At 67.9% G+C, this 25760-nt stretch carries 21 protein-coding genes; 6 read left to right on the top strand and 15 right to left on the bottom strand.

What is annotated here, in order from left to right; genetic code table 11:
- Positions 1-10 precede the first annotated feature (10 nt).
- The 5 genes from LG334_RS18985 to LG334_RS19005 all read right to left on the bottom strand — a co-directional run bounded on the left by LG334_RS18985 (position 11) and on the right by LG334_RS19005 (position 7255).
- Positions 11-2692 carry a TRAP transporter permease gene (locus LG334_RS18985; protein WP_404380458.1) on the bottom strand — a complete coding sequence of 894 codons (2682 nt, stop codon included), beginning with the start codon at positions 2690-2692 and terminating at the stop codon, positions 11-13.
- 190 nt (positions 2693-2882) lie between these two features.
- Positions 2883-3863, bottom strand: coding sequence for a TAXI family TRAP transporter solute-binding subunit (locus LG334_RS18990; RefSeq protein ID WP_404380460.1), 981 nt, complete (start codon positions 3861-3863; stop codon positions 2883-2885).
- 292 nt (positions 3864-4155) lie between these two features.
- Entirely contained in the window at positions 4156-4995 is an 840-nt protein-coding gene (locus tag LG334_RS18995) for a 3-keto-5-aminohexanoate cleavage protein (protein ID WP_404380462.1), read from the bottom strand.
- Positions 4992-6329: an aspartate aminotransferase family protein gene (locus LG334_RS19000; RefSeq protein ID WP_404380464.1), complete on the bottom strand. Its 1338-nt coding sequence runs from the start codon at positions 6327-6329 to the stop codon at positions 4992-4994. The genes LG334_RS18995 and LG334_RS19000 overlap by 4 nt, the downstream gene beginning before the upstream one ends.
- Positions 6329-7255 carry a MurR/RpiR family transcriptional regulator gene (locus LG334_RS19005; protein ID WP_009541152.1) on the bottom strand — a complete coding sequence of 309 codons (927 nt, stop codon included), beginning with the start codon at positions 7253-7255 and terminating at the stop codon, positions 6329-6331. Before LG334_RS19005 ends, LG334_RS19000 begins: the two co-directional genes overlap by 1 nt.
- 242 nt (positions 7256-7497) lie before the next feature.
- Here LG334_RS19005 and LG334_RS19010 point away from each other — a divergent pair, with 242 nt between their 5' ends.
- The 3 genes from LG334_RS19010 to LG334_RS19020 all read left to right on the top strand — a co-directional run bounded on the left by LG334_RS19010 (position 7498) and on the right by LG334_RS19020 (position 11560).
- Positions 7498-8013: an adenine phosphoribosyltransferase gene (locus LG334_RS19010; RefSeq protein ID WP_009541153.1), complete on the top strand. Its 516-nt coding sequence runs from the start codon at positions 7498-7500 to the stop codon at positions 8011-8013.
- 87 nt (positions 8014-8100) lie between these two features.
- Positions 8101-11061, top strand: coding sequence for a PAS-domain containing protein (locus LG334_RS19015; protein ID WP_404380467.1), 2961 nt, complete (start codon positions 8101-8103; stop codon positions 11059-11061).
- A gap of 61 nt (positions 11062-11122) precedes the next feature.
- Positions 11123-11560, top strand: a complete 438-nt coding sequence (locus LG334_RS19020) for a thiol-disulfide oxidoreductase DCC family protein (protein WP_404380469.1) — start codon at positions 11123-11125, stop codon at positions 11558-11560.
- Between the two features lie 4 nt (positions 11561-11564).
- Here the strand turns inward: LG334_RS19020 and LG334_RS19025 are convergent, their stop codons facing one another.
- The gene (locus tag LG334_RS19025; protein WP_404380471.1) at positions 11565-11939 is read right to left on the bottom strand and encodes a response regulator; all 375 of its coding nucleotides are present in this window, start codon (positions 11937-11939) and stop codon (positions 11565-11567) included.
- Complete coding sequence (locus LG334_RS19030; protein WP_404380473.1) at positions 11936-13477, bottom strand: ATP-binding protein; 1542 nt, start codon at positions 13475-13477, stop codon at positions 11936-11938. Before LG334_RS19030 ends, LG334_RS19025 begins: the two co-directional genes overlap by 4 nt.
- Positions 13478-13692: 215 nt before the next feature.
- Between LG334_RS19030 and LG334_RS19035 the strand changes: the two genes are divergently transcribed.
- Positions 13693-15120, top strand: coding sequence for an NAD-dependent succinate-semialdehyde dehydrogenase (locus tag LG334_RS19035; protein WP_404380475.1), 1428 nt, complete (start codon positions 13693-13695; stop codon positions 15118-15120).
- Positions 15121-15177: 57 nt separating this feature from the next.
- On the opposite strand, the gene LG334_RS19040 is transcribed toward LG334_RS19035, so the two are convergent.
- From LG334_RS19040 to LG334_RS19060, 5 genes are all read right to left on the bottom strand, one after another.
- On the bottom strand, positions 15178-15498 hold the full coding sequence (locus LG334_RS19040; protein WP_404380477.1) for a hypothetical protein: 321 nt from the start codon (positions 15496-15498) through the stop codon (positions 15178-15180).
- 135 nt (positions 15499-15633) lie between these two features.
- On the bottom strand, positions 15634-16545 hold the full coding sequence (gene meaB / locus LG334_RS19045; protein WP_404380479.1) for a methylmalonyl Co-A mutase-associated GTPase MeaB: 912 nt from the start codon (positions 16543-16545) through the stop codon (positions 15634-15636).
- Positions 16546-16940: 395 nt separating this feature from the next.
- Positions 16941-19619 carry a pyruvate, phosphate dikinase gene (gene ppdK, locus LG334_RS19050; RefSeq protein WP_404380481.1) on the bottom strand — a complete coding sequence of 893 codons (2679 nt, stop codon included), beginning with the start codon at positions 19617-19619 and terminating at the stop codon, positions 16941-16943.
- A gap of 12 nt (positions 19620-19631) precedes the next feature.
- Complete coding sequence (gene glyS / locus LG334_RS19055; protein WP_404380483.1) at positions 19632-21827, bottom strand: glycine--tRNA ligase subunit beta; 2196 nt, start codon at positions 21825-21827, stop codon at positions 19632-19634.
- A gap of 4 nt (positions 21828-21831) precedes the next feature.
- Positions 21832-22719 carry a glycine--tRNA ligase subunit alpha gene (locus LG334_RS19060; protein ID WP_404380485.1) on the bottom strand — a complete coding sequence of 296 codons (888 nt, stop codon included), beginning with the start codon at positions 22717-22719 and terminating at the stop codon, positions 21832-21834.
- A 233-nt stretch (positions 22720-22952) separates the two neighbouring features.
- On the opposite strand from LG334_RS19060, the gene LG334_RS19065 reads away from it, so the two are divergent.
- On the top strand, positions 22953-23888 hold the full coding sequence (locus tag LG334_RS19065; protein ID WP_404380487.1) for a ParA family protein: 936 nt from the start codon (positions 22953-22955) through the stop codon (positions 23886-23888).
- Positions 23888-24370, top strand: a complete 483-nt coding sequence (locus LG334_RS19070; RefSeq protein ID WP_404380489.1) for a hypothetical protein — start codon at positions 23888-23890, stop codon at positions 24368-24370. Before LG334_RS19065 ends, LG334_RS19070 begins: the two co-directional genes overlap by 1 nt.
- 18 nt (positions 24371-24388) lie before the next feature.
- On the opposite strand, the gene LG334_RS19075 is transcribed toward LG334_RS19070, so the two are convergent.
- Genes LG334_RS19075 through LG334_RS19085 form a run of 3 tightly spaced genes read right to left on the bottom strand, consistent with a single transcriptional unit; the run spans position 24389 to position 25642 of the window.
- Positions 24389-24646, bottom strand: a complete 258-nt coding sequence (locus LG334_RS19075; protein WP_404380491.1) for a hypothetical protein — start codon at positions 24644-24646, stop codon at positions 24389-24391.
- Between the two features lie 22 nt (positions 24647-24668).
- A complete protein-coding gene (locus LG334_RS19080) occupies positions 24669-25430 on the bottom strand; it encodes a tRNA1(Val) (adenine(37)-N6)-methyltransferase (RefSeq protein WP_404380493.1) in 762 nt (253 codons plus the stop codon).
- Positions 25427-25642, bottom strand: a complete 216-nt coding sequence (locus LG334_RS19085; RefSeq protein ID WP_404380495.1) for a DUF2007 domain-containing protein — start codon at positions 25640-25642, stop codon at positions 25427-25429. Before LG334_RS19085 ends, LG334_RS19080 begins: the two co-directional genes overlap by 4 nt.
- Positions 25643-25760: the final 118 nt, after the last annotated feature.

A 25760-nucleotide genomic window follows, 5' to 3' on the forward strand; every position in this document is an offset into this window, starting at 1 on the left:
GTTCCGTCCGTTACGGTCGTGATGTGGTCAGCGAGGCCTCGCGGGCCGCGGCCAGGTCGTGCGGCCGGCGGCGGCGCTGCCACGCCACCAACCCGCCCAGCACCAGCAGCGCCGGGATGTACATCAACTCCTTGGGCGGCACGTCGTTGGGCACGCGCACGCTCTCGATCACGAAGTCGAAGTCCACGCCCGCCTGCTCCGCCGGACCACCGAAGGCCAGCATGTCGACGACAACCTGGCCGTCCTCCTCGCGCACGCCGGTGATGCCGGCGTTGGCCAAACGGTCCTCGAAGGTGCCGGCCGCGCCCAGCGGCAGGACCACCGTGCGCTCCACCTCCTCGCCTTCCAGCGTGACGCCGGAGACGCGGAAGGGGATGCTCGCGCCCGGCGGCGCGTCGGCCACCAGCGGCGCCATCTGGTCGGCCTCCACCCAGGTGTGGGGCGGGTAGATCATGTCCATCCAGTAGCCCGGCCGGAACAGGGTGAAGGCGATCAGCAGCAGCGCCAGCGTCTCCCACAGGCGGTTGCGGGTGAAGAACCAGCCCTGCGTCGCGGCGGCGAAGGCGAACATGGCGATCACCGACACCACGAACACCAGCAGCGCCTTCCACACGCTGGTCACGCCGATCAGCAGCAGGTCGGTGTTGAAGATGAACAGGAACGGCAGGATGGCCGTGCGCATGTCGTAGGTGAAGCCCTGGATACCCGTCTTGATAGGGTCCGACTTGGCAATGGCCGCCGCCGCAAAGGCCGCCAGGCCCACCGGCGGCGTGTCGTCGGCCAGGATGCCGAAGTAGAACACGAACATGTGCACCGCGATCAGCGGCACCACCAGCCCCGCCTCGGCGCCCAGCGTCACGATCACCGGGGCCATCAGGGTGGAGACGACGATGTAATTGGCCGTCGTCGGCAGGCCCATGCCCAGAAGCAGGCTGATGATCGCGGTGAAGATCAGCATGAGCATCAGGTTGCCGCCGGAGATGAACTCCACGAACTCGGTCATCACCAGGCCGACGCCGGTCAGCGTCACGGTGCCGACGACCACGCCCGCCGCCGCCGTGGCGACGCCGATGCCGATCATGTTGCGCGCGCCCATGACCAGGCCCTCGAACAGCTCCTTGCCGCCCTCGCGCGCTTCCCAGGCCACGTTGCCGGCGCGCTTGAGCATGGCCTTCAACGGACGCTGGGTGGCGGCGATGAAAATCATGAACGTGGCGGCATAGAAGGCTGCCAGGCCGGGCGACATGCGCTCGATCATCAGGCACCAGATCAGCACGCCGACGGGCAGCAGGTAGAACAGGCCCGCCTTCACCGTCGGCCCGACCGGCGGGCATTCGCTGATCTCGACGGATGTGCTGATTTCCGGCACGCGGGTGGACACCCACAGCAGGTAGACGTAGCCGGCGAACAGCAGGACCATGGCGATCCAGATGGTCGCGTCGCCGAAGGCGTCCTTCATCCAGCCCAGGCCGAAGTAGACCACGGCCGACAGGACCGCCATCACCAGGAACGAGAACAGGAACCCGCCCAGCGCCTTCTGCCAAGGCCGCACCTCGGCCCGCGGCAGGCCCTTCAGGCCCGCCTTCTCGGCCTCCAGATGCACGATGTAGACCAGGGCGATGTAGGAAATGAGCGCCGGCAGGATGGCGTGCTTCATCACCTCGATGTAGCTGATGCCCACGTACTCGACCATCAGGAAGGCCGCCGCGCCCATGATGGGCGGCGTAAGCTGGCCGTTGGTGGACGAGGCGACCTCGACGGCGCCGGCTTTCTCCGACGTGAAGCCGACGCGCTTCATCAGCGGAATGGTGAAGGTGCCCGTCGTCACCACGTTGGCGATGGAGGAGCCCGAGATCAGGCCGGTCATGGCGGAACTCACCACCGCCGCCTTGGCCGGGCCGCCCTTGAAGTGGCCGAGCAGCGCGAAGGCGACGCGGATGAACCAGTTGCCGGCGCCCGCGCGCTCCAGCAACGATCCGAACAGCACGAACAGGAAAACCATCGACGTCGACACGCCCAGCGCCACGCCGAAGACGCCCTCGGTCGTCAGCCAGTAGTGCGAGGCGGCCTTGTTCAGCGACGCGCCCTGGTGGGCGATGACGTCGGGCATGTAGGGGCCGCCGAAGGTGTAGAGCAGGAACACCGCCGCCACGATCATAAGCGGCGGACCCAGCGCCCGGCGGGTCGCCTCCAGCAGCAGGATCATGCCCACCACGGCGACCACCAGATCCTGCGTGATTGGCAGGCCCGGCCGCTGCGCCAGGTCGCGGTAGAAAACGAACAGATAGCCGGCGCAGGCCGCGCCCACGATGGCGAAAATCCAGTCCAGCAGCGGAATGTGGCCGCGCGGGCTGCGCTTGAAGGCGGGATAGGCCGTATAGGCCAGAAAGATGGCGAAGGCCAGGTGGATGGACCGCGCCTCGGTGGAGTTGAGCACGCTGCCGACCATGTAGGGCAGCGGAGAGGCGTAATAGAGCTGGAACAGCGACCACGCCAGCGCCACGCCGACCAGCAGCTTGCCGGCAAACCCCACCGGCTGCCGCGCACCGGTTTCCGTTTCCGCGACGAAATCGCCGTAGTCCGCTTCGGCCTCGGCGGCGGCATCGTCGCGCGGGCGGGCCATGTCGGCCTCGCGCGGCGGGGCGCCGCGCGGTTTCTTCTCGGAGTCGTCGTGATGCTGTCGGTCGGCCATGGCGCGCCCCCGGGGTCGCTGTCTTGATGCGTGTGAATGCGTCGGAACCAGTGCCGGCGTCGGGTCAGGGGGCGGGCTCTGCCATGCGCCGCCGCCTGGCCGGAGACCGGCCGGACGTCAGAAAGAAGAAGAAGCCGAAACGGGAAGCCGGCGCACCGGCTTCCCGTCGGATCGGCTGGAGGCGAACGCCTTACAGGAGGCCTGCTTCCTTGTAGTACTTCTCGGCACCCGGGTGCAGCGGCGCGGCCAGCGCGTCCTTCACCATGGTCTCCTTGTCCAGGTCGGCGAAGGCCGGGTGCAGCTTCTTGAAGTCCTCGAAGTTCTCGAAGACGGCCTTGACCACGTTGTACACCACGTCATCCGGCATGTCGGTGGAGGTGACGAAGGTGGCCTTCGGACCCAGCGTGGTCACGTCGCTGTCGGTGCCTTCGTAGACGCCGCCGGGAATGGTGCTGAAGGCGTAGGAGGGATACTTCTCGATGAAGCCCTCTGCCCAATCGCCTTCCATGGGCACCAGATGGGCGTCGCAGGCAGTGGTGGCTTCCTTCACCGACCCGTTCGGCACGCCGGCGGTGTAGGCGATGGCGTCCACCTTGTTGTCGCACAGGGCCTGGGCCTGCTCGGCGGGCTTCAGCTCGGCGGCGAGGCTGAAGTCGTCCATGCTCCAGCCCAGGTGTTCCATGATCAGTTCCATGGTGGCGCGCTGGCCGGACCCCGGATTGCCCACGTTGAAGCGCTTGCCCTGCAGGTCCTGGAAGTCCTTGATGCCGGAATCGTCACGGGCGACGATGTGCAGCGGCTCGCCATGCACGGAGAACACCGCGCGCAGGTCCTTGAACGGCTCGCCGAAGCCCATGCCGCCCTCGTAGGCGCGGCCCTGGACGTCGGACTGCACGATGCCGAAATCCAGCTCGTCCTGCTTGATGGTGTTGATGTTGTAGACCGAACCGCCCGTGGACTCGACCGAGCAGCGGATGCCGTGGTCCTTGCGGTCCTTGTTCACAAGACGGCAGATGGCGCCGCCGGTCGGATAGTAGACGCCGGTCACGCCACCGGTGCCGATGGTGATGAACTGCTGATTCTGCGCAACGGCCGAACCGCCGGACAGGCCGACGGCCGCCGCACCCAGCGCCACGGCGGCGGCGATGGTCTTGGCGCCAAAATTCTTCATGTCGAAGCTCCCTTAAATGTGTGTCTGCTTTATCGCCGGCGAAATGGATGCCGGCCGTTGCTGCCGATGAACACGGCCGCCTGCACGGGATGCGCAGAATACGCGGACCGTGCCGCCCGGCTGCCTCCCTAAAGCAGCCGACGCCTCCCGACCGGGAGGACGGACCGGCGCACCATTCGTTCCATGAACAGGTGCGCCGTCGCATAGACGTTTCAATATCCTAACGCGGCCATCGGGTTCTGCCACAGAAAAATCCGAGTATCCCCAGTAGCATCCCGAGTCGCGCGCGGGGTCAGAGGGGGTCCATGAGCCTGCGGATGTCGTCGGCCGAGGCGACTCGACGCCCCAGAAGACGGGCCCCTTCCGCCACCTGGGCGACCAGGTCGGCGTTGTCGGCGGCGGCTGATCCGTCGGCGCGCAGGGTGTTGTTCTCGAACCCCACGCGCGCATGACCGCCCAGCGCGCCTGCCGCCAGCACGCATGTCCCCTCGCGCCGGCCGAAGGCGCAGACGCTGAAGGGGCCGTCGACGGCCGGGTTCCAGCGCTCGAGGAAGGGCAGCAGGTCACGGGGATCGGAATCCTGGTTGCGCGAATACCGCCCCAGAACGAACAGCACGTTCATCCGGTTGCCGGGGATGATGCCGCGCCGCCTCAGGTCGTGCAGCCGCGCCACGTCCTCGGCAGCGTAGAGGATGTACTGCGGCGCACAGCCCCAGCCCACCACCTCCGACAGGAAGGCCGCGGCGTCCTTTTCGTGGTCGGCGTCGGGGATCAGTTCCCGCACCGCCAGCGACACGGCCTCGGGCCTGACCGCCCGGACCACGGCCATCTGCTCGGCCGCCGTGTACTTGCCGACGGCCTCGGTGGTGATCTGGATGACCATGTCGTCGCCCACCGCCGCGCGCACCGCCGCTGTCGCCTCGATATAAAGGTCGGCGTCCAGCACATGACCCGCCTGGGCGTCGCGGACGTGCAGGTGGAGCATGGCGGCCCCGGCCTCGCGCCAGCGCACGGCGCCCTCGGCGACCTCTCTGGCGGTGACCGGAACGGCAGGATGGTCGTCTCGGGTCTTGCGGGCGCCGTTGGGGGCGACGCAGACGGCCATGGGCTGATCGAAGGCGACCCCGCTCATGCGGCCTTGGCCTCGGGCAGGACGGCGTCCAGCGCCGCCGCCAGCTTGTCCACCAGTTCGGCCACCTGGGCCTCCGAAATGATGAACGGCGGCGCGATGAGGCAGTGGTCGCCGCGCCGGCCGTCGATGGTGCCGCCCATGGGGTAGACCATCAGGCCCTGCGCCATGGCGGCCTTTTTCAGCTTCGCACCCACGCCGCGCGCCGGGTCGAAGGGCGCCTTGGTCGCGCGGTCGGCCACGAACTCCAGGCCGATGAACAGGCCGCGGCCGCGGATGTCGCCGACGTGCGGATGCTCGCCGAAGCGGTCGCGCAGCGCCGCGAACAGCTGGTCGGAGCGCAGGTTGACGCCCCGCATCATGCCGCTTTCCGTCAGGCGCTCCTGAACCGCCACGGCGGCCGCGCAGGCGGCGGGATGACCCATGTAGGTGTGGCCGTGCTGGAAAAAGCCCGTGCCGTCGCGGAAGGCGTCATACAGCCGGTCATGCACCAGTGTCGCGCCGATGGGCTGGTAGCCCGCCCCCAGCCCCTTGGCCACGGTAACCAAGTCGGGGACGATTCCCTCCTGCTCGTAGGCGAACAGGCTGCCGGTTCGGCCCATGCCGCACATGACCTCGTCCAGGATCAGCAGCACGCCGTATCGGTCGCAGATCTCTCGGATGCGCTTGAAATACCCCGGCACCGGCGCCAGCGCGCCGGCCGTCGCCCCCACCACCGGCTCGGCGACGAAGGCCGCCACGGTTTCGGGCCCCAGGCGCAGGACTTCCGCCTCCAGCTCGTCGGCGACGCGACGCCCGTACGCCTCCAGGCTCTCGCCCTCGGCGCGGTCGCGGTACGGGTAGCAGGGGGCGATGTGGCTGACGTCCACCAGCATGGGCTCGAACTGGGCGCGGCGCCACTGGTTGCCGCCGGCCGCGAGCGCGCCGAGCGTGTTGCCGTGATAGCTCTGCCGCCGGGCGATGAGCCGCGAGCGCGCCGGCTGGCCGATCTCCAGGAAGTACTGGCGCGCCATCTTCAACGCGGCCTCGATGGCCTCGGACCCGCCGGAAACGAAGTAGACATGGTCCAGCGGACCGGGCGCGGCCGTGGTCAGCATGTCGGCCAGGCGTTCGAGCGGCCGGTTGGTGAAGAAGCCGGTGTGGGCGAAAGGCAGGGTCTGAAGCTGCGCCACCACGGCGTCGATCACATGGCGGTCGCTGTGGCCCAGGCACGACACGGCGGCGCCGCCACTCGCATCGAGGTACCGCTTGCCGTCCGCATCGACGATGTAGCAGCCGTCGCCGGCGACGGCGGTGGGGTAGTCGGCATGGATCTGCCGGTGGAACACATGGGTCATCAGGTTTTCCGTCTGCGCCGGGGTTCCTGCCAATAGGCGTTGAACTTCGCGAGTTGCTCCTCGGCCTCGCTGATGGTGTCGAGCGCCTTGTCTCCGCCGTCGGCGATGACCGCCGCCACCAGCGCCTGCACCAGCCCCATGGCCGGCACGATGGAGTTGAAGAAACTGGGGCTGGCGTTCTCCACCGCCAGAACGTGCCTCGCCCGCAAGGCGATCGGCGATACGACGCTGTCGCTGATGGCGATGATGGAGGCGCCGGCATCGGCGGCGACATCGGCGGCCAGCACCGTCTCGCGCGCATAGGGGCGGAAGCTGAAGCAGATCAGGGCGTCCTCGGGCCCGACGCCGCGCAGGCCGTCGAACACCGTGCCGGCATTGCCGTGGACCAGCCGGCCGTTGTCGTAGGCCATGCCGTAGGCATAGTGGAAGTAGTGCGCCAGCGAGAACATGCTGCGCAGGCCCAGAACGTAGACCCGGCGCGCGTCCACCAGCGTCTTGCGGCACGCCAGCAGGGCCGAGACCCGGTCGTCGTCGCCCGCCATGCCGCCGATGGCGGCGGCGTCGGCCTCCATCATCTCGCGCACCAGCGACACCGCCCCCTGCTCGCCGCGGGCCTGCAGGTTGCGGGCGCGGGCCACATAGGCCCCCTCGCCGCCGCGCAGCCACTGGCGATAGGGCTCGCGCATCACCTCGAACCCGTCGAAGCCCAGCGCCCGGGCCAGCCGCACCATGGTCGAGGGCTTCACGCCCGCATGCTGCGCCAGGCGGCGCATGGACGTCAGCGCCACCTCCTCCGGGTGGGCGAGCACATGGCGGGCCGCCTGCTTGAGTTGCGGGCTGAGTTCCTCGTAGAGCTGCTGGATGCGCTCCTGCACGCGGGCGACGTCCATCTGGTCGGCCGCGGGTCTGTCCTGGACGAGTTCCATGGGTTCCGGCGTCTTCTTTTTCTGGGCGTTTCCTGCTTGAACGTTAGGCACCCGGCCGCCGGCGCGCAACATTTGATTCACCTTGGCCCAAGCCGCACCACTTCGTCCAGGGGCCAATCCCCACCCGTTCGGGCGTCCCATTCCCTTTGCCGGACGCGAGCGGACGGGCTAGGATGAGCCGCGCCGGCCCCGGCGCCGAACCGCCTGATTTCTTTAGAGCGAACGAAGAGGCCCCTCGTCCGATGGACATCAAGGACCACATCCGCCAGATCCCCGATTTCCCCAAGCCGGGGATCAACTTCTACGACATCTCCACCCTGCTTGCGCACCCCGACGCCTGGCAGGTGAGCATGGGCCGGCTGGCGAAGAAGGTGGCGGCGTGGCAGCCGGACGTGCTGGCCGGCATCGAGTCGCGCGGATTCCTGGTCGCGGCGCCCCTGGCGCTCAAGCTGGGCATGGGCTTCGTCATGGTGCGCAAGCCCAACAAGCTGCCGGGCGACGTGAAGAGCCACACCTACGACCTGGAATACGGGTCCGACACCGTCGAAATCCAGGCCGATGCCGTGCAGCCCGGCCAGCGCGTGGTCATCTGCGACGACCTGCTGGCGACCGGCGGCACCGCGCTGGCCGCCATCAACCTGTTCCGCGAGGCCGGGGCCGAGGTGGTGGGCGTCGCCTCGATCATCGAACTGTCTTTCCTCGAGGGCCGCAAGCGCCTTGACGTTCCCTTCGACGCGCTCATAACCTACGACGAGTAAGGATTCGGGCCTCGCCGGCGGTGCGCCGTCGCGCGCGCCCGGACGGTGCCCGATCCCCCCTTTCCCCGCCCGTTCCGGACCCCGCCCATGATGATGAGCCTGCCCCTCGACGCCGCCACCCTGGGCGCTGTGTTGGGTTCGGCCGTGCTTACCTTCGCCATGGTGCTGGCCCGCACCCTGCCGCAGGCGCCGCGCGCCCTGTCGTGGTGGGCGGCGGCCTTTGCCGCCCAGACGGCCGCCTTCCTGGTGCTGTTCCTGGCGCCGACCCTGGACGACAGGGTCCTGACGCTGGCCGCCGAGGCCCTCCAATCGGCCGCCGGCATCCTGGTGCTGGCCGGCGTCTGGAGCTTCACGGGCCGGCGGGTCGGGCGCCGGGCGCTGGCGCTCGGGGCGGTGGTGATGCTGGCCTGGCCCGCAGTCGTCACCACGCTCCACGACCCCGACCAGCCGGTGGTCTTCGGCCTTCTGGGGCTGCCGCTGATCGTTGCCGGCGGCGCCTTCCTGATCGGCCGCGAAAGCCGGGGGGAAGCCGCCTATCGCGCCACGGGCCTGCTGTTCGTCGTCGGCGGCCTGCACGGGCTGGTGACGCCCTTCATGCATTCCGGCGGCCTGCTGCCGTGGCTGTTCGTCTCCCATCAGGTGCTGGCGGTGATGCTGGCGGTGGCGCTGCTGGTGGTGGTGCTCCGCCGGCTGCAGATCGCCGCCGCCGCCGAGACCGACCGCGCGAACCGCGCGCAGGCGCAGCTCGTCGACGCGGTGGAAAGCATCACCGAGGCCTTCAGCCTGTTCGACGCCGACGACCGGCTGGTGCTGTCCAACCGCCGCTACCGCGAGGTCATGGAACGCGCCGGCATCACGGTCGTGCCGGGCATGACCTTCCGCGACCTGTGCGAACAGACCGCCGACCGGGGCCTCGCCACCGCGAGCCTGGGCCGCCGCGACGCCTGGATCGAAGAACGGGTCGCCGCCCACCGCGCGCCCAAGGGGCCGGTGGAGCAGGAGCTGGCCGACGGCAGCGTCATGCTCCTGCGCGAATATGTCACCAGCGAGGGCGGCCGTGTCTCGGTGCGGTCCGACATCACCGAGCGCAAGCAGGCCGAACGGGCCCTGCGGGAAAGCGAGCAGCGCTTCAAGGACCTGGCGGAAGCGGCCTCGGACTGGTTCTGGGAGACCGACGCCGACCTGCGCTTCACCTTCGTCAGCCCGCGCGTGCTGACGGTCATGGGCGTGGACCCGCGCCACTTCCTGGGGCGCACGCTCATGGATCTGGCCGACGACGCGCCGGACCCGCTGCCTCTGCGCCACCAGATGGAGCGCCTGCGCGGCCGCCAGCCCTTCCGCGACGTCGGCCTGGGCCAGATGCTGCCCGACGGCCGCGTCAAGCACCTGAAACTCAGCGGCCGGCCGGTACACGACCACCACGGCCGCTTCCAGGGCTTCCGCGGCACGGCGACGGACGTGACCGCCGAGGTGGAGGCGCGCGCCGCCGCCCAATGGGCGCAGCACCAGTTGATGGAAGCCATCAACAGCATTTCCGACGGGTTCGCCCTGTGGGGACCGGACGACCGCCTGGTGCTGTTCAACGAAAATTACCGCAAGCTGTTCGGCTCCGCCGCCGCCAAGGTCCGCGGGGGCATGAGCTTTGACGATCTGCTGCGCCTGCAGCTCGATGCGGGCAACGTTCCACTGAGCGAGGACGAGCGCGCCGATTGGATGGCGCAGCGCCGCGAAAGCCACCGCCGCGGCGCCAGCGGCATGGAACTGATGCAGCGCGACGGTCGCTGGCTGCTCATTTCCGAGCACCGCACGCCCGACGGCTACATCGCCGGCGTCTACACCGACGCCACCGCCCTGCGCCGCCGCGAGGAACAGGTGGTGCTGGAAGGCCGGCGCCTGGCCGCCATCCTGGACAACATGCCCCAAGGCATCGCGGTGTTCGACTCAGACACCCGGCTGGTCGACCACAACCGCCTGTTCCGCCGCATGCTGAACCTGCCGCCGGGCCTGACCCGCGACGGCACCGACTACGCGGCCATCATCCGCCACCTGGCCACAGCCGGCGTTTTCGGCGAGTGCGACGTCGAGTCCTGCGTGTCGGAAAAGACCGAGGCCCTGCGCCTGCTCACCCGCGACCGCGCCGAGTGGTCCATGCCCGACGGCACCGTGCTGGAGGTCCGCCGGGCGGCCATGCCCGACGGCGGGGCGCTGACAACCTACATCGACGTCACCAGCCGCAAGCGCAACGAACTGATCCTGCGCGACGCCAAGGAGGCGGCGGAGCGCGGCAATCGCGCCAAGGCCGCCTTCCTCGCCAATGTCAGCCACGAACTGCGCACGCCGCTGAACGCCATCATCGGCTTTTCCGAAGCCATTTCCGGCGAGTTGTTCGGCCCGCTGGAAAACGCCACCTACCGCGAATACGTGGCCGACATCTACGACTCGGGCACGCACCTCCTCAACCTCATCAACGACATCCTGGACATGTCGAAGGCCGAGGCCGGCCGAATCGACCTGAACGAGGAGCCCGTCAACCTGGTCGAGGTCGTCCACGCCTGCGTGAAGATGGTCAGCAAGCGGGCCGACAGCGCCGACGTCGCGCTGCACGCCGCGGTGCCCGACGACCTGCCGCGCCTGCTGGCGGACGACCGTCGCATCAAGCAGATCCTGCTCAACCTGTTGTCCAACGCCGTGAAGTTCACCGACATCGGCGGCCGGGTCGACCTGTCGTGCCGGGTGACGGCGGACGGACGCCTGGCCCTGCGCGTCGCCGACACCGGCATCGGCATGACGGCCGAGGATCTGGACAAGGCCATGGAGCCTTTCGGCCAGGTGGACAGCCGCCTCGCCCGCCGCTACGAGGGGACCGGCCTGGGCCTGCCGCTGACCAAGGCGCTGGTGGAGCATCACGGCGGCGAACTGGTGGCGGAGTCCGAACCCGGCCAGGGCACGGCCATCACGGCCCTGTTCCCCGCCAGCCGCCTTCTGCCCGACGACGGCATGGGCCGGGCCGACACCGAACAATACCTGCCTGAGCCGGGCACGGCCTGACCCCCACAGTCGCCCCAGGCGACCGATCCGCCGCCGGGGCCGTGCCGTACACCTTGGCACGATGACACGATCCGACACCCTTACCGTCTTTTACGACGGCGGCTGCCCCCTCTGTCGGCGGGAGATCGCCACCTACCGCGCGCTGAAGCCGCTGGGCGTGCGCTGGGTCAACGTCGCCGGCGGCGAGGGAGAGCCGCCCGGCGAGGGAGAGCCGCCCGGCGCGGAAGCGGCCGACGGCGGCGGGGCCGCCTGTCCGCTGGACCGGGCGGCGCTGCTGGCGCGCTTCCACGTCCAGCGGTCCGACGGCCGGATGGTCTCCGGCGCGCGGGCCTTCATTCTGTTGTGGCATCGGGTGCCGCGCTTCCGCTGGCTGGGCCGAATTGCAGGCATGCCGCCGCTGCCGGCGCTGCTGGAAGGCGGCTACCGGCTGTTTCTGCGCCTGCGGCCCTGGATCGTGCGGCGCGCCGTCCGCGGCAAGCGGAAGACGCGCCGCGGATGACGAATCAGGCGCCGGGAATCGCGCGGCCGACGGCGGCGAGCAGTTCCTCGTCCTCGAACGGCTTGAACAGCACCTCCTGCGCGCCGTGAGCCTGCGCCAGGTGCGCCTTGACCTCCAGCGGCGCGCTGGGGCCGCCGCCGGAAATGATGATCACCGGCAGGTCGGCATGGATGGTGCGCACCTCCTTGAGAAAGGTGATGCCATCGACCCTGGGCATCCAGATGTCGACGATCGCCAGGTCATAGGCCGCGCGGCGCGCCGCCGTCAGCCCCTCCTCTCCGTCGGCGGCCTCGGTCACCGCGAACCCGGCGTCCTCTAGCGCCCCCCGCACCGCCTTGCGGACAAGCGGTTGGTCCTCCACCAGAAGTATCTGCTTCACGACAGGATGGTCCTCGTCTGTGGTGTCTGCGTCGTCTCATGGTCCGCGTCCGCCGTCTCAAGCAGCGGTAGGCGGATTTCGAAGACCGCACCCTCTCCCGGGGTGCTGGCCACCGATACGTCACCACCCCAGTTGCGGGCGATGCCGTAGACCACCGAAAGCCCGAGGCCGCTCCCCTCGCCGACGGGCTTGGTGGTGAAGAATGGGTCGAACACGCGCTCGTCGACGCCGGTCTGAAGCCCCGGCCCGTTGTCGCGCACGCGCAGGATGGCGCGCGGGACCGCGCCATCGGCGCGCTGGGAGGCCGGTTCGGTGCCAAGCGAGACCCAGATGGTGCCGCCGGGCCCGCAGGCGTCCGCGGCGTTGCTCATCAGGTTGATGACGACCTGGGACACGTCGGAGGCCGTGACGGCCGCCAGGTCCTGCAGGGGTTCGATGGAGCGCTCCACCCGCACCGACCGGGTCAGCAGCCCGGCAGCCGTGTCCACCGCCCTGGCGACGACCTCCGACAGCACGACAGGCCCCTGGTCGGCCATGCCGCCGCCGGAGTAGGTGAGCACCCCGCCGACCACGTCGCGCGCCGCCCGGCCGGCGGCAGTGATGTCGTCGAGCATGGCAAGGATGGCCTCCGGCGGTTGGGGCAGCGCCGCCAGGCGCTTGCGGGCCCGGCGCGACAGCGACACGACGGGCAGCAGCAGGTTGTTCAGTTCGTGTGCAAGCCCGCCGGCCATGCGTCCCAGCGCCTCGCGCTTGTGGCGGGCATACTGCATCTTGATCCAGTTGTGCCGCGCCGTGATGTCCGACGACGTGCCGACAAAGCCCAGAAACCGGCCGTCCAGGGAGAACCGCGGATTGCCGCTGATGCGCACGATGCGCCGCGTGCCGTCGGGCAGCACCTGCGGATAGACCAGGTCGCGGAAGGGCTTGCGCTGGGCCATGGCGGCATCGATGGCGGCCATGTCCTCGGGCGGCAGGGCGGTGTCGAGCAGGTCGCGGCGCGTCATGGCCAGCACGCCCACATGCCGGACGCCGTCGCGCTCCAGCACCAGGTCGAAGGGCACGAAGCGGCCGGTTTCGTCCGTTTTCCAGAACCAGTCGCCCGACAGTTCGGCCAGTTCGCCGAACAGCGCCCGCTCCTGCTCCAGTTGACTGGCGAGCGTGAAGCTCTCCGTGATGTCGAGCGGCGTGCCCATGATGCGGCGAATGACGCCGTCGCCCCCCACCAGCGGCGTCAGGGTCACGCGCAGGCGGCGGCGGCCATTCTCCGTATCGATGAAGCCCTCGTAGTCCAGCCTCCGGGCTTCGGTCAGGCACTGTTGCAGGCGTGCCGTCAGCCGCCCGGCCAGGTCGGCGGGCAGAGCTTCCGCAGGCGTGCGGCCGCGCAAGCCGGCATCCGAGACGCCGGCCAGGGCTTCAAGACGGTGATTGAGCGCGGCGAAGCGGAAACCGCCCTCCTCCGTCACCTCGACGACGAAGACCGGCGCGCCGATGGCGTCGATGACGGCGCCCAGCGCTTCCGCCGGAAGCGTGGTGAGCATGGGTGTGCGCGTCCTTGTTGGTTTCGAAAAGAGTGGGGGAAAGACAGATGGTTTGCAATGGCAAAAATTCGCGCCGGACCGGTCCTGGCGTCTCGACCGCGACGAAGCGGTTGCCAAGCAAGACGTGCGGTTTCAAACTCCGCGGGCGCGACGGCCGGGCAGGACCGTTTTCGCCCATCAAGAACCGACGCATCGGATAGAACGAGGAGACCTCCATGTACATCGACGGCCAGTGGACCCGGGGCGAGTCGGGCGCCACCTTCGCGGTGACCAACCCGGCGACGGGCGCAGTGATCGACCACGTGCCCGACGGGGGCGCGGCGGATGCCGCCGCCGCCATCGCCGCCGCCGAGGCCGCCTTCGCCGACTGGTCCCGCACCACGGCCTACCAGCGCTCCGCCTACCTCTACCGTGCCTGGCAGATCATGACCGAGCGCTCCGAGGATCTGGCGCGCACCATGTCCACCGAACAGGGCAAGCCGCTCAAGGCCGCCCGCAACGAGGTCAAGTACGGCGCCGACTTCCTGCTGTGGTATGCCGAGGAGGCCAAGCGCGTCTATGGCGAAACCATTCCCGCCCCGCGCGGCGACCAGCGCTTCATGGTGCTCAAGCAGGCGGTCGGCGTGGTGGCGGCGGTGACGCCGTGGAACTATCCCATCAGCATGATCACCCGCAAGGTCGGTCCGGCGCTGGCGGCCGGCTGCACGGTGGTGCTCAAGCCGGCGGAGGCGACGCCTCTGTGTGCGGTCGAGATGTTCAAGGTGTTCCATGACGCCGGATTTCCCAAGGGCGTGGTAAACCTGGTCACCGCCAGCGATCCCAAGCCCATCGGAGAAGAATTCGTCTCCAACCCGGCGGTGCGCAAGATCACCTTCACCGGCTCCACCCCCGTCGGCAAGATGCTGGCGAGCCGGGCGGCGGCGCAGATGAAGCGCGTGTCGCTGGAACTGGGCGGCCACGCGCCGTTCATCGTGTTCGACGACGCCGACGCCGAGCACGCCGCCAAGGGTGCGAGCCTGGTGAAGTTCCTCAACACCGGGCAGGCCTGCATTTCGCCCAACCGCTTCTTCGTCCACCGCAGCAAGGTCGACCAGTTCCAGGAGGTCTTCGCCGCCCGCGTCGCGAAGATGAAGGCGGGGTCGGGCCTGGAAGACGGCGTGCAGATCGGGCCGCTGGTCAACGAGGCCGCCGTCGCCAAGGTCGAGGACCAGGTCAACGATGCCGTCGCCAAGGGCGCGACCGCCGTGACCGGCGGTCGGCGGCTGACCGAGGGGGCGTTGGCGCAAGGGCACTTCTTCGCCCCCACCCTGCTGGCGGGTGTGACGCCCGAGATGAAGATCTACCGCGAGGAAACCTTCGGCCCCGTGGCGCCCGTCATTCCCTTCGACGACGAGGCCGAGGTGCTGGCCATGGCCAACGACACCACGTACGGCCTCGCGGCCTATGTCTACACCCGCGACATCGGCCGGGCCTGGCGAGCCATGGAGGCGCTGCGGTTCGGCATCGTCGGCATCAACGACATCAACCCCACCGCCGCCGCCGCCCCCTTCGGCGGCATGAAGGAAAGCGGCCTGGGCCGCGAGGGCGGCCATGAGGGCATCGACGAGTACCTGGAGACCAAGCTCGCCGGGTTCGCGGTGTAGGTCAGCCGGTCAGGGCGAGGCGGACGGCGGCGCCGTCCCCTCCCCTCTTCCCCGGCGTCAGTGCGCCGTTTCCGCCGCCGCGCCGCGACAGGCGATGTTCAGCATTTCGCAGACCGTGCGGCCATCGCCGCGTTCCAGGAACAGGCGATAGCTGCCCAGCCGTGCCCCCAACTCCCGCGCGAACTCGGCCGCGCGCTGTCGGGTGGGAAACCGGTGGGCGTGGGGCTCGCCGTCACGGTGGACGATCCAGTGGCCTTCGAACCGGCGCACGCGCAGGATCGGCGCTTCCGGTCCGGCGGCCTCGGGAACTGTCGGCGGATCAGCGGGGACGGGTGTGCTCTGGAGCATGACGGACACCTCGGCCAGGTTGAACGGCACGAGTTAGTATCCACCCGGTGGGCGTAGAGTTACACCCTTCGATAGGGGTCGAACGACCGATTGCGAAACACCCGTTGCGCGGCCGCAACAGGTGTCTGCAAATCGACACAAATATCGCCAGGCGGCGGTGCCTATCTACACCAGCCTCTCCGACACCTCCGCCAGCCGGGCAAAGGGGCTGTCAGCGGCGTCCAGCGTCACCGGAGCCACCTTCTTCAGGCCCTCGCGGCCGAAGCGTTCGCGGATGAATTCCTCCAGCCATTCGGTCGCCTGCGCGCGGCGGGTTTCGGCCAGCATGTGGCGGTCGCGCAGGTGGGTCAGGTGGCGGTCCATGGCGCCGATCACCTCGTCCATGCCCTGCTTGCGCATGCTGGAGATTTGCAGGACCGGGATTTCCCAGCCCTCCATGTCCGCCTCCGCCAGGGACAGGGCGCCGTGCACGTCGGCGGCGGCGCGTTCGGCGGCCGCGCCCATGTCGGCCTTGGTCACCAGCACGATGTGGGGGATTTCCGCGATGCCGGCCTTCATGAACTGCAACGAGTCGCCGGACCCCGGCTGGACGCAGAACACCACCGTGTCGGCCACCCGCACCACGTCGGTCTCCGACTGGCCGACGCCGACGGTTTCGATCAGCACCACGTCGAACAGCGCGCGCATGAGCACCATGGCGGCGACCGTCAGTCCGGCCAGCCCGCCCAGGCGGTCGCGCGCGGCCATCGATCGCACGTAAACGCCCGTGTCCTCGGGGTCCGTCTGAAGGCGCGTGCGGTCGCCCAGCAGCGCGCCCTTGGACTTGCGCGACGACGGGTCGACGGCGATCACGCCCACCGTCCGCCTGTCCGCCCGCCAGCCGGCGATCAGCGCGTTGATGAGCGTCGACTTGCCCACCCCCGGCGGGCCGGTGATGCCCACCACGTGGGCGCGCGGCGCCTTGTAGGCGTCGGAGAGCAAGCGGACGGTCTCCGGCGCGTCGGGCTTGGCCTCCACATGGGCGAGCGCGCGCGCCAATGCGGCCTTTCCGCCCGTTTGCAGGGTCTTCAGGTCCATTGTCTGGCTCCGGCGGATGAGAACTGCGGCACGATGGCAGGCATGGCGCGGCGAGGCCGCAAAGACACAAAGGACACCAAGAGGCCGTGCCGGCTGAGGCGGCGCGGATCGGGCCGCACGCCGTGATCGGGAAACACCAAGGCGCCAAGACACCAAGGAGGCCGAGCATCCATGCGCGCCATCGCATCATCGTCCCGCGCCGTCGCATCCGGCCGGGAATGATGAGGCCGCTGGCGCGGCGGGGCGGCAATGCGCCGCCGCCTTGGTGCCTTGGTGTCTTGGTGGTCCACCCCTCCACGAACACCGGCGGCGGGCCGCAGTGACAGCGGCCCGCACACCCTCTTGGTGTTCTTCGTGTCTTGGTGGCTATCCCGCACGAACGCCGGCCACCTGCCTTACGCCGTCGCGTCCTGGTGCCGGCCGAGCACGGCTTGCGCGGCGGCAAGGCGGGCGATGGGAACGCGGAAGGGCGAGCACGACACGTAGTCCAACTTGTTCTTCTCGCAGAACCCGATGGAGGCCGGATCGCCGCCGTGTTCGCCGCAGATGCCCAGCTTGATGTCGGGACGGGTCTTCCGGCCGCGCTCGGCGGCCAGTTCCACCAGTTCGCCGACGCCGTTGATGTCCAGGCTGGCGAAGGGGTCCTTCTCGTAGATGCCCTTCTCCCTGTAATACTGCAGGAACGGCCCGGAGTCGTCGCGCGACATGCCCAGCGTGGTCTGGGTCAGGTCGTTGGTGCCGAAGCTGAAGAAGTGCGCCGTCTCGGCGATGTCGGCGGCGCGCAGGGCGGCGCGCGGCAGTTCGATCATGGTGCCGACGATGTAGTCCACCGACGCGCCCGTTGCGTCGAACACCTCCTTCGCGGCGGTGTCGATGACGGCCCGCAGCAGGTCGACCTCCTTCTTGGAGCTGACCAGCGGGATCATCACTTCCGGCGTGACGGTGTCGCCGCTGTCCTTGTGGACCTGCACGGCGGCCTCGAAGATGGCGCGGGCCTGCATCTCGTAGATTTCCGGGAACGAGACGCCAAGGCGGCAGCCGCGCCAGCCCAGCATGGGGTTGGTCTCGTGCAGGCGCGTGATGGCGGCGCGGATGGTCTCGGGCGTCACCTCGGCGGCCTGGGCGACGTCCTCGATCTCCTCGTCGGTCGCGGGCAGGAACTCGTGCAGCGGCGGGTCCAGCAGGCGCACCGTCACCGGCAGGCCGTGCATGATCTCGAACAGCTCCACGAAGTCCTGGCGCTGGTAGGGCAGCAGCTTGTCCAGGGCCTTGCGGCGGCCGGCCTCGTCGTCTGCCAGGATCATCTGGCGCATGTGAATGATGCGCTTGGGATCGAAGAACATGTGCTCGGTGCGGCAGAGCCCGATGCCTTCCGCCCCGAACTTCCGCGCCATGGCGGCGTCTTCCGGCGTTTCCGCGTTGGCACGCACCCGCAGGCGGCGGATGCCGTCCACCCACTCCATGAGCGTACCGAAATCGCCGGTCAGCTCGGGCTGGATGGTGGCGACGGAGCCCAGGATCACCTCGCCCTTGGAGCCGTCGAGCGTGATGATGTCGCCCTCGTTCACCACGCGGCCGCGCACGGTGAACGTCTTGGCCTTGTAATCGACGCGGATGTCGCCGGCACCGGCCACGCAGGGGCGCCCCATGCCGCGCGCCACCACGGCGGCGTGGCTGGTCATGCCGCCGCGCGTGGTCAGAATGCCCTCGGAGCAGTGCATGCCGCCGATATCCTCGGGGCTGGTCTCGACGCGCACCAGGATGACCTTCTCGCCGCGCTTGACCCAATCCTCGGCCTCGTCGGCGGAGAACACGACCTTGCCCGAGGCCGCCCCCGGCGAGGCCGGCAGGCCCTTGGTCAGCACGTCCTTCTCGGCCTCGGGGTCGAGCATGGGGTGCAGAAGCTGGTCGAGCTGCGCGGGGTCGATGCGGTCGACGGCCTCGCGTTCGGAAATCAGGCCCTCGCGGCACATGTCGACGGCGATCTTCAACGATGCCTTGGAGGTGCGCTTGCCCGTGCGGGTCTGGAGCATCCACAGCTTGCCGCTCTGGATGGTGAACTCCATGTCCTGCATGTCCTTGTAGTGCGCTTCCAGGCGGGTGCGCACGTCGCACAGGTCGTTGAACAGCTCCGGCATGGTCTCTTCCATGGCCGGCAGGTCCGAGCCATGGAGCTGCTTGCCGTGGATGGTCAGGTGCTGCGGGGTGCGGATGCCGGCCACCACGTCCTCTCCCTGGGCATTGACCAGGTATTCGCCGTAGAAGACGTTCTCGCCGGTGGACGGGTCGCGGGTGAAGCACACGCCCGTGGCGCAGTCGTCGCCCATGTTGCCGAACACCATGGCCTGCACGTTCACCGCCGTGCCCCATTCGGCCGGAATGTTGTGGAGGCGGCGGTAGGTGACGGCGCGCTGGTTCATCCAGCTGCCGAAGACCGCCCCGATGGCGCCCCACAACTGTTCCTGCGGGTCTTCCGGGAAGGGCCGGCCGAGTTCTTCCTCGACGCGGGCCTTGAAGCGGGCGACCAGGTCCTTCCAGTCATCGGCGGAAAGATCGGTGTCCAGGTCGACGCCACGGTCATCCTTGAGGTCCTGGATCAGTTCCTCGAAGTGATGATGCTCCACGCCCAGCACCACGTCGCCGTACATCTGCACGAAGCGGCGGTAGCTGTCGTAGGCGAAGCGCTCGTCATTGGACTGCTTGATGAGGCCCTGCACGGTGGTGTCGTTCAGGCCCAGGTTCAGCACCGTGTCCATCATGCCCGGCATGGACGCCCGCGCGCCGGAGCGCACCGACACCAGCAGCGGGTTGTCCGGGTCGCCGAAGCGCGCGCCCATCACCTTTTCCACCTGCGCCACGCCGTCGGCCACCTGCTCTTCCAGGCCGGCCGGATAGGTGCGGTCGTTCTGCGTGAAGTGGGTGCAGACCTCTGTGGTGATGGTAAAGCCCGCCGGCACCGGCACGCCCAGGGAGGACATTTCCGCCAGGTTGGCGCCCTTGCCGCCCAGCAGGTTCTTCATGTCGGCACGGCCCTCGGCCTTGCCGTCGCCGAAGGTGTACACCCACTTGCTCATGATCGTCGTTCCCTAGCCTTCGATCTTGCTGAAATCGGCCACCTCGCCCATCACCGCGGTGATGCGGGAGAGCAGGCGCAGACGGTTCTCGCGCAGCGCGGCGTCCTCCGCGTTGACGGTGACGTCGTCGAAGAAGGCGTCCACGGGCGCGCGCAGGCGGGCGAGCGCCGCCATGGCGTTTGCAAAATCCTCCTCGGCGATCGCCTGCCGGGCGGCGGGCTCCACGCTGTCCAGCGCGGCGGCCAGCGCCTGCTCCTGCGCAAGCGCCAGCGCATCGGCATCCACCGCGCCGGAGTAGGATACGCCGTCCTTCTTTTCCTCGATGCGAAGAATATTGGAAGATCGACGATACGCAACCAGCAGGTTGGCGCCGTCCTCGGTCTCCAGGAAGCCCGACAGCGCATCGACGCGGGCCAGCAGGCGGACGAGGTCGTCCTCGCCGCCCAGCGCGAAGACGGCGGTGACGAGGTCGTGGCGCACGCCCTGCTCGCGCAGGTGGACCTTCAGGCGGTCGGCGAAGAAGTCCAGCAGGCTGGCGGCGATCTCCTCGCCCCGGCCGTCGCCGTCAAACAGCTTCGCCAGCGTCTCGTACTTGTCGGCCAGCGCCCGCCAGTGATCGGCGGTCGCCTGGTCGGCCTCCACGCTCTCGTGCTTCTGCTCCAGGGCCAGGCCCTTGATGGCGCGCGCGTGCTCGGCGTAAGCGGCGGCGGCGTGCTTGAAGATCACCTTCAGCGGCAGGCGCAGCTTGTTTTCCAGGATCAGGCGGATGACGCCCAGCGCGGCACGGCGCAGCGCGTACGGGTCCTTCGAGCCCGTCGGCTTTTCATCAATGCCCCAGAAGCCCGCCAGCGTGTCGATCTTGTCGGCCAGCGCCACGGCCACCGACACCATCGCCTGCGGGCAGTCGTCGTTCGGCCCAAGCGGCGAGTAATGCTCCGCGATGGCATCCGCCACGGCCGGGGCCTCGCCGTCGTGCAGGGCGTAGTAGCGGCCCATGATGCCCTGAAGCTCGGGGAACTCGCCGACCATGCCGGTCGGCAGGTCCGCCTTGCACAGCGCCGCCGCCCGGTCCACCAGCTCCAGCTGGTTGGCGGAGATCATGGGGGCGGCGATCTCGGCGGCCAGCTTGCGGATGCGCTGGACCTTGTCGTACTCCGTGCCCAGCTGGGCGTGGAAGACGCGGTCCTTCAGGCCGTCGACCCGCTTTTCCAGCGGCTGCTTGCGGTCCTGGTCCCAGAAGAACTTGGCGTCCGAGAGCCGCGCGCGCAGCACGCGCTCGTTCCCCGCGATGATGGCCTGGCCGCCGTCCTCGGCGATCATGTTGGAGACCACCACGAAGCGCGGCGCCAGCGCGCCGTCCTTGGTGTTGACCGAGAAATACTTCTGGTGGCTGCGCATGGAGGTGGTCAGAACCTCCTCGGGCACGTCCATGAACTCATCGTCGATGCGGCCCATCATGACCACCGGCCATTCGACCAGCCCCATGACCTCGCGCAGCAGGCCCTCGTCTTCCTTCAGCGTCAGGCCCTCGCCCTCGCACAGGCGCTGGGCCTCGGTGCGGATGACGCGGCGGCGCTCCTCGGGGTCGAGCATGACGTAGGCGCTGGTCAGCTTCTCGCGGTAGGTGTCGAAGTCGCCCACCGGGAAGGGCTGCGGCGCGAGGAAGCGGTGCCCCTCGGTCTCCGCCCCCGCCTTCACGCCGGCGTATTCCACATCGATCTGGCGGCCGTTCAGCAGCGCCACGATGCGGTGCAGCGGCCGCACCCAGCGCGTCGGGTTGGTGCCCCAGCGCATGGACTTGGGCCACGGCAGGTTCGCCAGCGCATCAACGATGATCTCGGGCAGGACCTCGATGGTCTCCCGCCCCTTTTTCTCGATGACGGCGAAGTAGACCGGCCCCTTGGGCGTGTCGCGCTGCTCGCACTGGTCGAGCGTCAGGCCGGTGGAGCGCAGGAAGCCCTCGATGGCCTTTTCCGGCGCGTCGACCTTGGGGCCCTTGCGCTCTTCCCGGACGTCGGGCTGGCTGAGCGGCAGGCCCTCCATCACCACCGTCAGGCGGTGCGGCGTGACGAAGCAGCGGGGGTTTTCCGGCGTCAGGCCGGCCTTCTCCAGGCCCTTGACCAGCAGGGTCTTGAGGTCCTCGGCGGCCTTGGCCTGCATGCGGGCGGGGATTTCTTCCGAGAAGACTTCCAGCAGAAATTCGGTCATCGGATCAGCCCTCCGCCACGGCATGGCCACGGCTGGCGAGCCAGCCCTCGCAGCACGCCTTCGCCAGAGCGCGGACGCGTCCGATGTAGGCGGCGCGCTCGGTAACGGAAATCACGCCGCGCGCGTCCAGCAGGTTGAAGCGGTGGCTGGCCTTGATGCACTGGTCATAGGCCGGCAGGGCAAGCTTGGCGTCGATGAGCCGCTGGCACTCGGCCTCGGCATCCTTGAAGTGCTGGAACAGCATGTCGGTGTCGGCGTGCTCGAAGTTGTGCTTGGAATATTCCACTTCCGCCTGATGGAAGATGTCGCCGTACTTCACGCCGCGGCCGTTGAAGTCCAGGTCGTAGACGTTCTCCACCCCCTGAATGTACATGGCGAGGCGTTCCAGGCCGTAGGTCAGCTCCACGGCGACCGGGTCGCACTCGATGCCGCCGACCTGCTGGAAGTAGGTGAACTGGGTGACCTCCATGCCGTCGCACCAGACCTCCCAGCCCAGCCCCCAGGCGCCGAGCGTCGGGCTTTCCCAGTCGTCCTCCACGAAGCGGATGTCGTGCATGTCCGGGTCGATGCCGAGCGCGCGCAAGCTGTCGAGGTACAGCTCCTGCGCATTGGCCGGCGAGGGCTTCATGATGGTCTGGAACTGGTAGTAGTGCTGAAGCCGGTTGGGGTTCTCGCCATAGCGGCCATCGGTGGGCCGGCGCGAGGGCTGCACGTAGGCGGCGTTCCAGGTTTCGGGACCGAGCGCCCGCAGGGTGGTGGCGGGATGGAAGGTGCCCGCACCGACCTCCATGTCGTAGGGCTGGAGGATGACACACCCCTTGTCGGCCCAGAACTGTTGGAGGGTCAGGATCAGGTCTTGGAAACTGCGGCGTTGGCTGCCGGAAACGGCCATGGGACTCGGTCTCTTCGAAGCCAGGTGGAAAAGGAGGCTAGAAGCTACCGACCGAGGGGGCGGGATGCAAGCGGGGGGTGGGGGTTGGGGGGTGGTCTGCCTGGTGCACCTCTCACAGCTAAAGAAACCCGCCTCCTCTCACGCACCGCGCATCAGATCAACATTTACCTAAGCTAATTTTATCCGTACAATCTCAAGGAGTAATCCTCACAATCTGAAAAAGGACTATATAGATGGCCAAGAGAGTTAGCATTATTAACTTCAAGGGCGGCGTCGGCAAAACAACTTTGGCATTTAATTTTGCGACAGGTATCGTTAAACATTACCCGGGAGAACGCGTCCTCCTCGTGGACATGGACCACCAAAGCAGCCTATCGATCATCTATCTTGGAGCAAAAGCGTGGCAAAGCGCGGTAAACAACAGAAACACCGTCAATGAAATATTCGGCCCATTTGTGCGTCAAGGAGCAACCCAGCCCGGAAAAAACATAATTACTACAACCAATAACCTTCCGGCCGACTATGCGAACCTTCACATTCTCCCCGCCAGCCTGGGGCTTGACGATATAGAGATTGAACTTACCGCATCGCACCAGGGGAATGCCATTCACTCAGAATGGAACAAAAGAACTCTTCTCTGCAAATGGCTCGAAGACAACAAAGTTGATGGTGATTATGATTATATTATCTTCGATTGCCCTCCAGCTACGAAGATAGTTTCACAGAATGCCATTGCAGCCAGCGATGGTTACATTATTCCTGTAGTTCCAGAAGCAGTTATGGAACGCGGCGCCCCCCATCTTGTTGAAATGATGAAAAACGGAATCGACAAGCGACTGAACGCCTTAGCTCCGATGGGTGAGCACCGCTCACTCTATGTGTCTGACACAAAGCTCGTTGGCCTTGCGGTGACAAGGATTCGGACGCATGGTCCGGCAGCCTCCGGCTACACCGACGATCACTACCAGCACCTCACATCTCTGCAGCGCAAGTGGGGCAACCGGCTCGTCGAGCCATACATTGAGGATGGCACTGGGGTTTCGCAGGCACTTGCTGACGGCGTGCCGGTTTACGAACGGGCTCACACGCAGAATATCGGCCAACGAGGCTTTCATACGTTGTATAAAGACCTGACCGATGAGTTGAAAAACCGAATTGATGGGTTGTGATGGCGTCCACTAGGAACAAAACTACCACCACCTCGCATTTGCAGGCTGAGGAAAAACTTGAAGCGGCCGAACTCGGCCGCTTCTTGAAAAAAGTGGCGGCTGCCCACAAAGACCCGAAACTAGGAAACCGCGCGCTTTACAGATCTCTCAGCGACCTAGCCGAGGCACTCATTAAGTCTGGGCACGTAGATCCTGCGCACGCTATCAAGGGGGTACGGGAACGGAACTTTCCGGCGCCAGCACCCAGTGACTATACAAAGCTCAGCCGCAACGCGGTCCACGACCTGATTCGTCAAGGCCAACCTTTAAAAAAAGAATTGGTTGAACTTGGCGCGCAACGTTTCGGAATTGCTCGCTCCAGACTCGCTCGGCTGCCACGGGAAGAAATCATTCAGGCGATTTCATCTGCGGCAGATCACGAAGAATCGCTGGAGGTCTTATCGGAAGAGGCCAAACGTAGTGGCGCGCAAAGGTTCTCGTGAAATTTCGAACTCTATCCCTCACCCCTTCCCACACCCACACTCCGTCCCCTTCGGCACATACGCCCCGCACTTCGGGCACGGCTCAAGGTCCTCGACCACCGGCGCGTTGCCGCGTTTTTCCATTGTCGCCCGCACGGCCTCGCGCGCCGAGCGGGCGGCGCGTTCGGAGACGCTTTCGCGCGGGGTGCCGGTCATCTGCTGGTGGCGGCGCTGGATGGTCTTGAACATCCACCACACCACCACGACCACCAGAATCGTGAACAGAATCTTCGTCAAGCTAAGCCCCATCATGCCAGTGTTATGATCGCCTCCGTTCCGGCGTGTCCAGGAAAAGCGGGGCGCCCTCGCGCAGCACCGCCTCCGCCGCGTCCGTGTACTTGGTCTCCGTTCCGTGCAGCACCAGCCCGGCGTGCAGCGTCGCCGGAGACCGGGTGCCTTTCCGCGCCCGCACGATCACCCGCCGGGCCGGGTCGCCCGCATGGCTCCATATAGGGATGATGGAGACCGCTCCGCAGCGCCCCGCCAGGGCGGCGATCACGTCGTCCACCCGGTCGGCCCGCTGGATGATCGTGATCCATCCCCGCGCGCGCAACACATAAAGACACCCCCGCAGCCAGTCCTTCAGGTCCACGTCGCCTTCCATGTGGGCCATGGCCTTGGCCGGGTCGGGGGGCGGAGTGCCGCCGGCGGCGTAGGGCGGGTTGGTGAGCACGTGGTCCACCGAATCGGGCGGGAACGGCGGACGGCGGACGTCGCCCGTCACCACCTCGGCGGCGATCTCGTTCAGCACGGCGTTGCGCTGCGCGATGGCGGCGATCTCGGGCCGCACCTCCAGCCCCACGAACCGCCCCCGCCTCACCCGCCGGGCCAGCGCCAGCAGGGCAGCGCCCGTGCCGACGCCGACGTCCAGCACCGTCTGCCCCGCGATCATCGGGCAGGCGGCGGCGAGCAGGATGGGGTCGACGGCGGCGCGGTAGCCGCTGGCGGGCTGCATCAGGCGCAGGCGGCCGCCGAGCAGGCGGTCCTCCGTCAGTTCGGGGATGGGCGGCGGCGGGTTCACTCCCCGGCCTCGGAGCGCAGATCGCGCAGGATGGACTCGGCGCGCCAGGCGTCTTCGTCGGCCACCATCAGGCGGCGCGGCAGCACCCCCAGCGAGCCCTCGGCGATGCTGGTATAGGCGTCGAACACCAGGGGCTCGATGTCCGCCTCGGCCAGCGCCGCCTGCAGCGCCGACAGCAGCACCGGATCGTTGGTCCGCAGGATTTCCTTCACCGTGCCTCCCGAAATACCCCCGGCCCGCGCAAGGAAACCGGCGCAAAGCCCCGGTAGCGCTTGACCCTGTGCGAAAGCCGCTTCTATTCTCCCGGCGCGCGAGCGGCCGCGCCCAAAC

This window comes from Caenispirillum salinarum, from assembly GCF_044803115.1.
Classification (GTDB): domain Bacteria; phylum Pseudomonadota; class Alphaproteobacteria; order Rhodospirillales; family Rhodospirillaceae; genus Caenispirillum; species Caenispirillum salinarum_A.

Bases quoted from the DNA above. Each gene is read 5' to 3' on its own strand.
- meaB (WP_404380479.1), bottom strand. From the start codon at position 16,545: ATGGACCTGAAGACCCTGCAAACGGGCGGAAAGGCCGCATTGGCGCGC.
- glyS (WP_404380483.1), bottom strand. From the start codon at position 21,827: ATGACCGAATTTCTGCTGGAAGTCTTCTCGGAAGAAATCCCCGCCCGC.
- LG334_RS19000 (WP_404380464.1), bottom strand. From the start codon at position 6,329: ATGACCCATGTGTTCCACCGGCAGATCCATGCCGACTACCCCACCGCC.
- LG334_RS19070 (WP_404380489.1), top strand. From the start codon at position 23,888: ATGGCGTCCACTAGGAACAAAACTACCACCACCTCGCATTTGCAGGCT.
- LG334_RS19065 (WP_404380487.1), top strand. From the start codon at position 22,953: ATGGCCAAGAGAGTTAGCATTATTAACTTCAAGGGCGGCGTCGGCAAA.
- LG334_RS19020 (WP_404380469.1), top strand. From the start codon at position 11,123: ATGACACGATCCGACACCCTTACCGTCTTTTACGACGGCGGCTGCCCC.
- LG334_RS19005 (WP_009541152.1), bottom strand. From the start codon at position 7,255: ATGGAACTCGTCCAGGACAGACCCGCGGCCGACCAGATGGACGTCGCC.
- LG334_RS19030 (WP_404380473.1), bottom strand. From the start codon at position 13,477: ATGCTCACCACGCTTCCGGCGGAAGCGCTGGGCGCCGTCATCGACGCC.
- LG334_RS18985 (WP_404380458.1), bottom strand. From the start codon at position 2,692: ATGGCCGACCGACAGCATCACGACGACTCCGAGAAGAAACCGCGCGGC.
- LG334_RS18995 (WP_404380462.1), bottom strand. From the start codon at position 4,995: ATGAGCGGGGTCGCCTTCGATCAGCCCATGGCCGTCTGCGTCGCCCCC.
- LG334_RS18990 (WP_404380460.1), bottom strand. From the start codon at position 3,863: ATGAAGAATTTTGGCGCCAAGACCATCGCCGCCGCCGTGGCGCTGGGT.
- LG334_RS19015 (WP_404380467.1), top strand. From the start codon at position 8,101: ATGATGATGAGCCTGCCCCTCGACGCCGCCACCCTGGGCGCTGTGTTG.
- LG334_RS19035 (WP_404380475.1), top strand. From the start codon at position 13,693: ATGTACATCGACGGCCAGTGGACCCGGGGCGAGTCGGGCGCCACCTTC.
- ppdK (WP_404380481.1), bottom strand. From the start codon at position 19,619: ATGAGCAAGTGGGTGTACACCTTCGGCGACGGCAAGGCCGAGGGCCGT.
- LG334_RS19010 (WP_009541153.1), top strand. From the start codon at position 7,498: ATGGACATCAAGGACCACATCCGCCAGATCCCCGATTTCCCCAAGCCG.
- LG334_RS19060 (WP_404380485.1), bottom strand. From the start codon at position 22,719: ATGGCCGTTTCCGGCAGCCAACGCCGCAGTTTCCAAGACCTGATCCTG.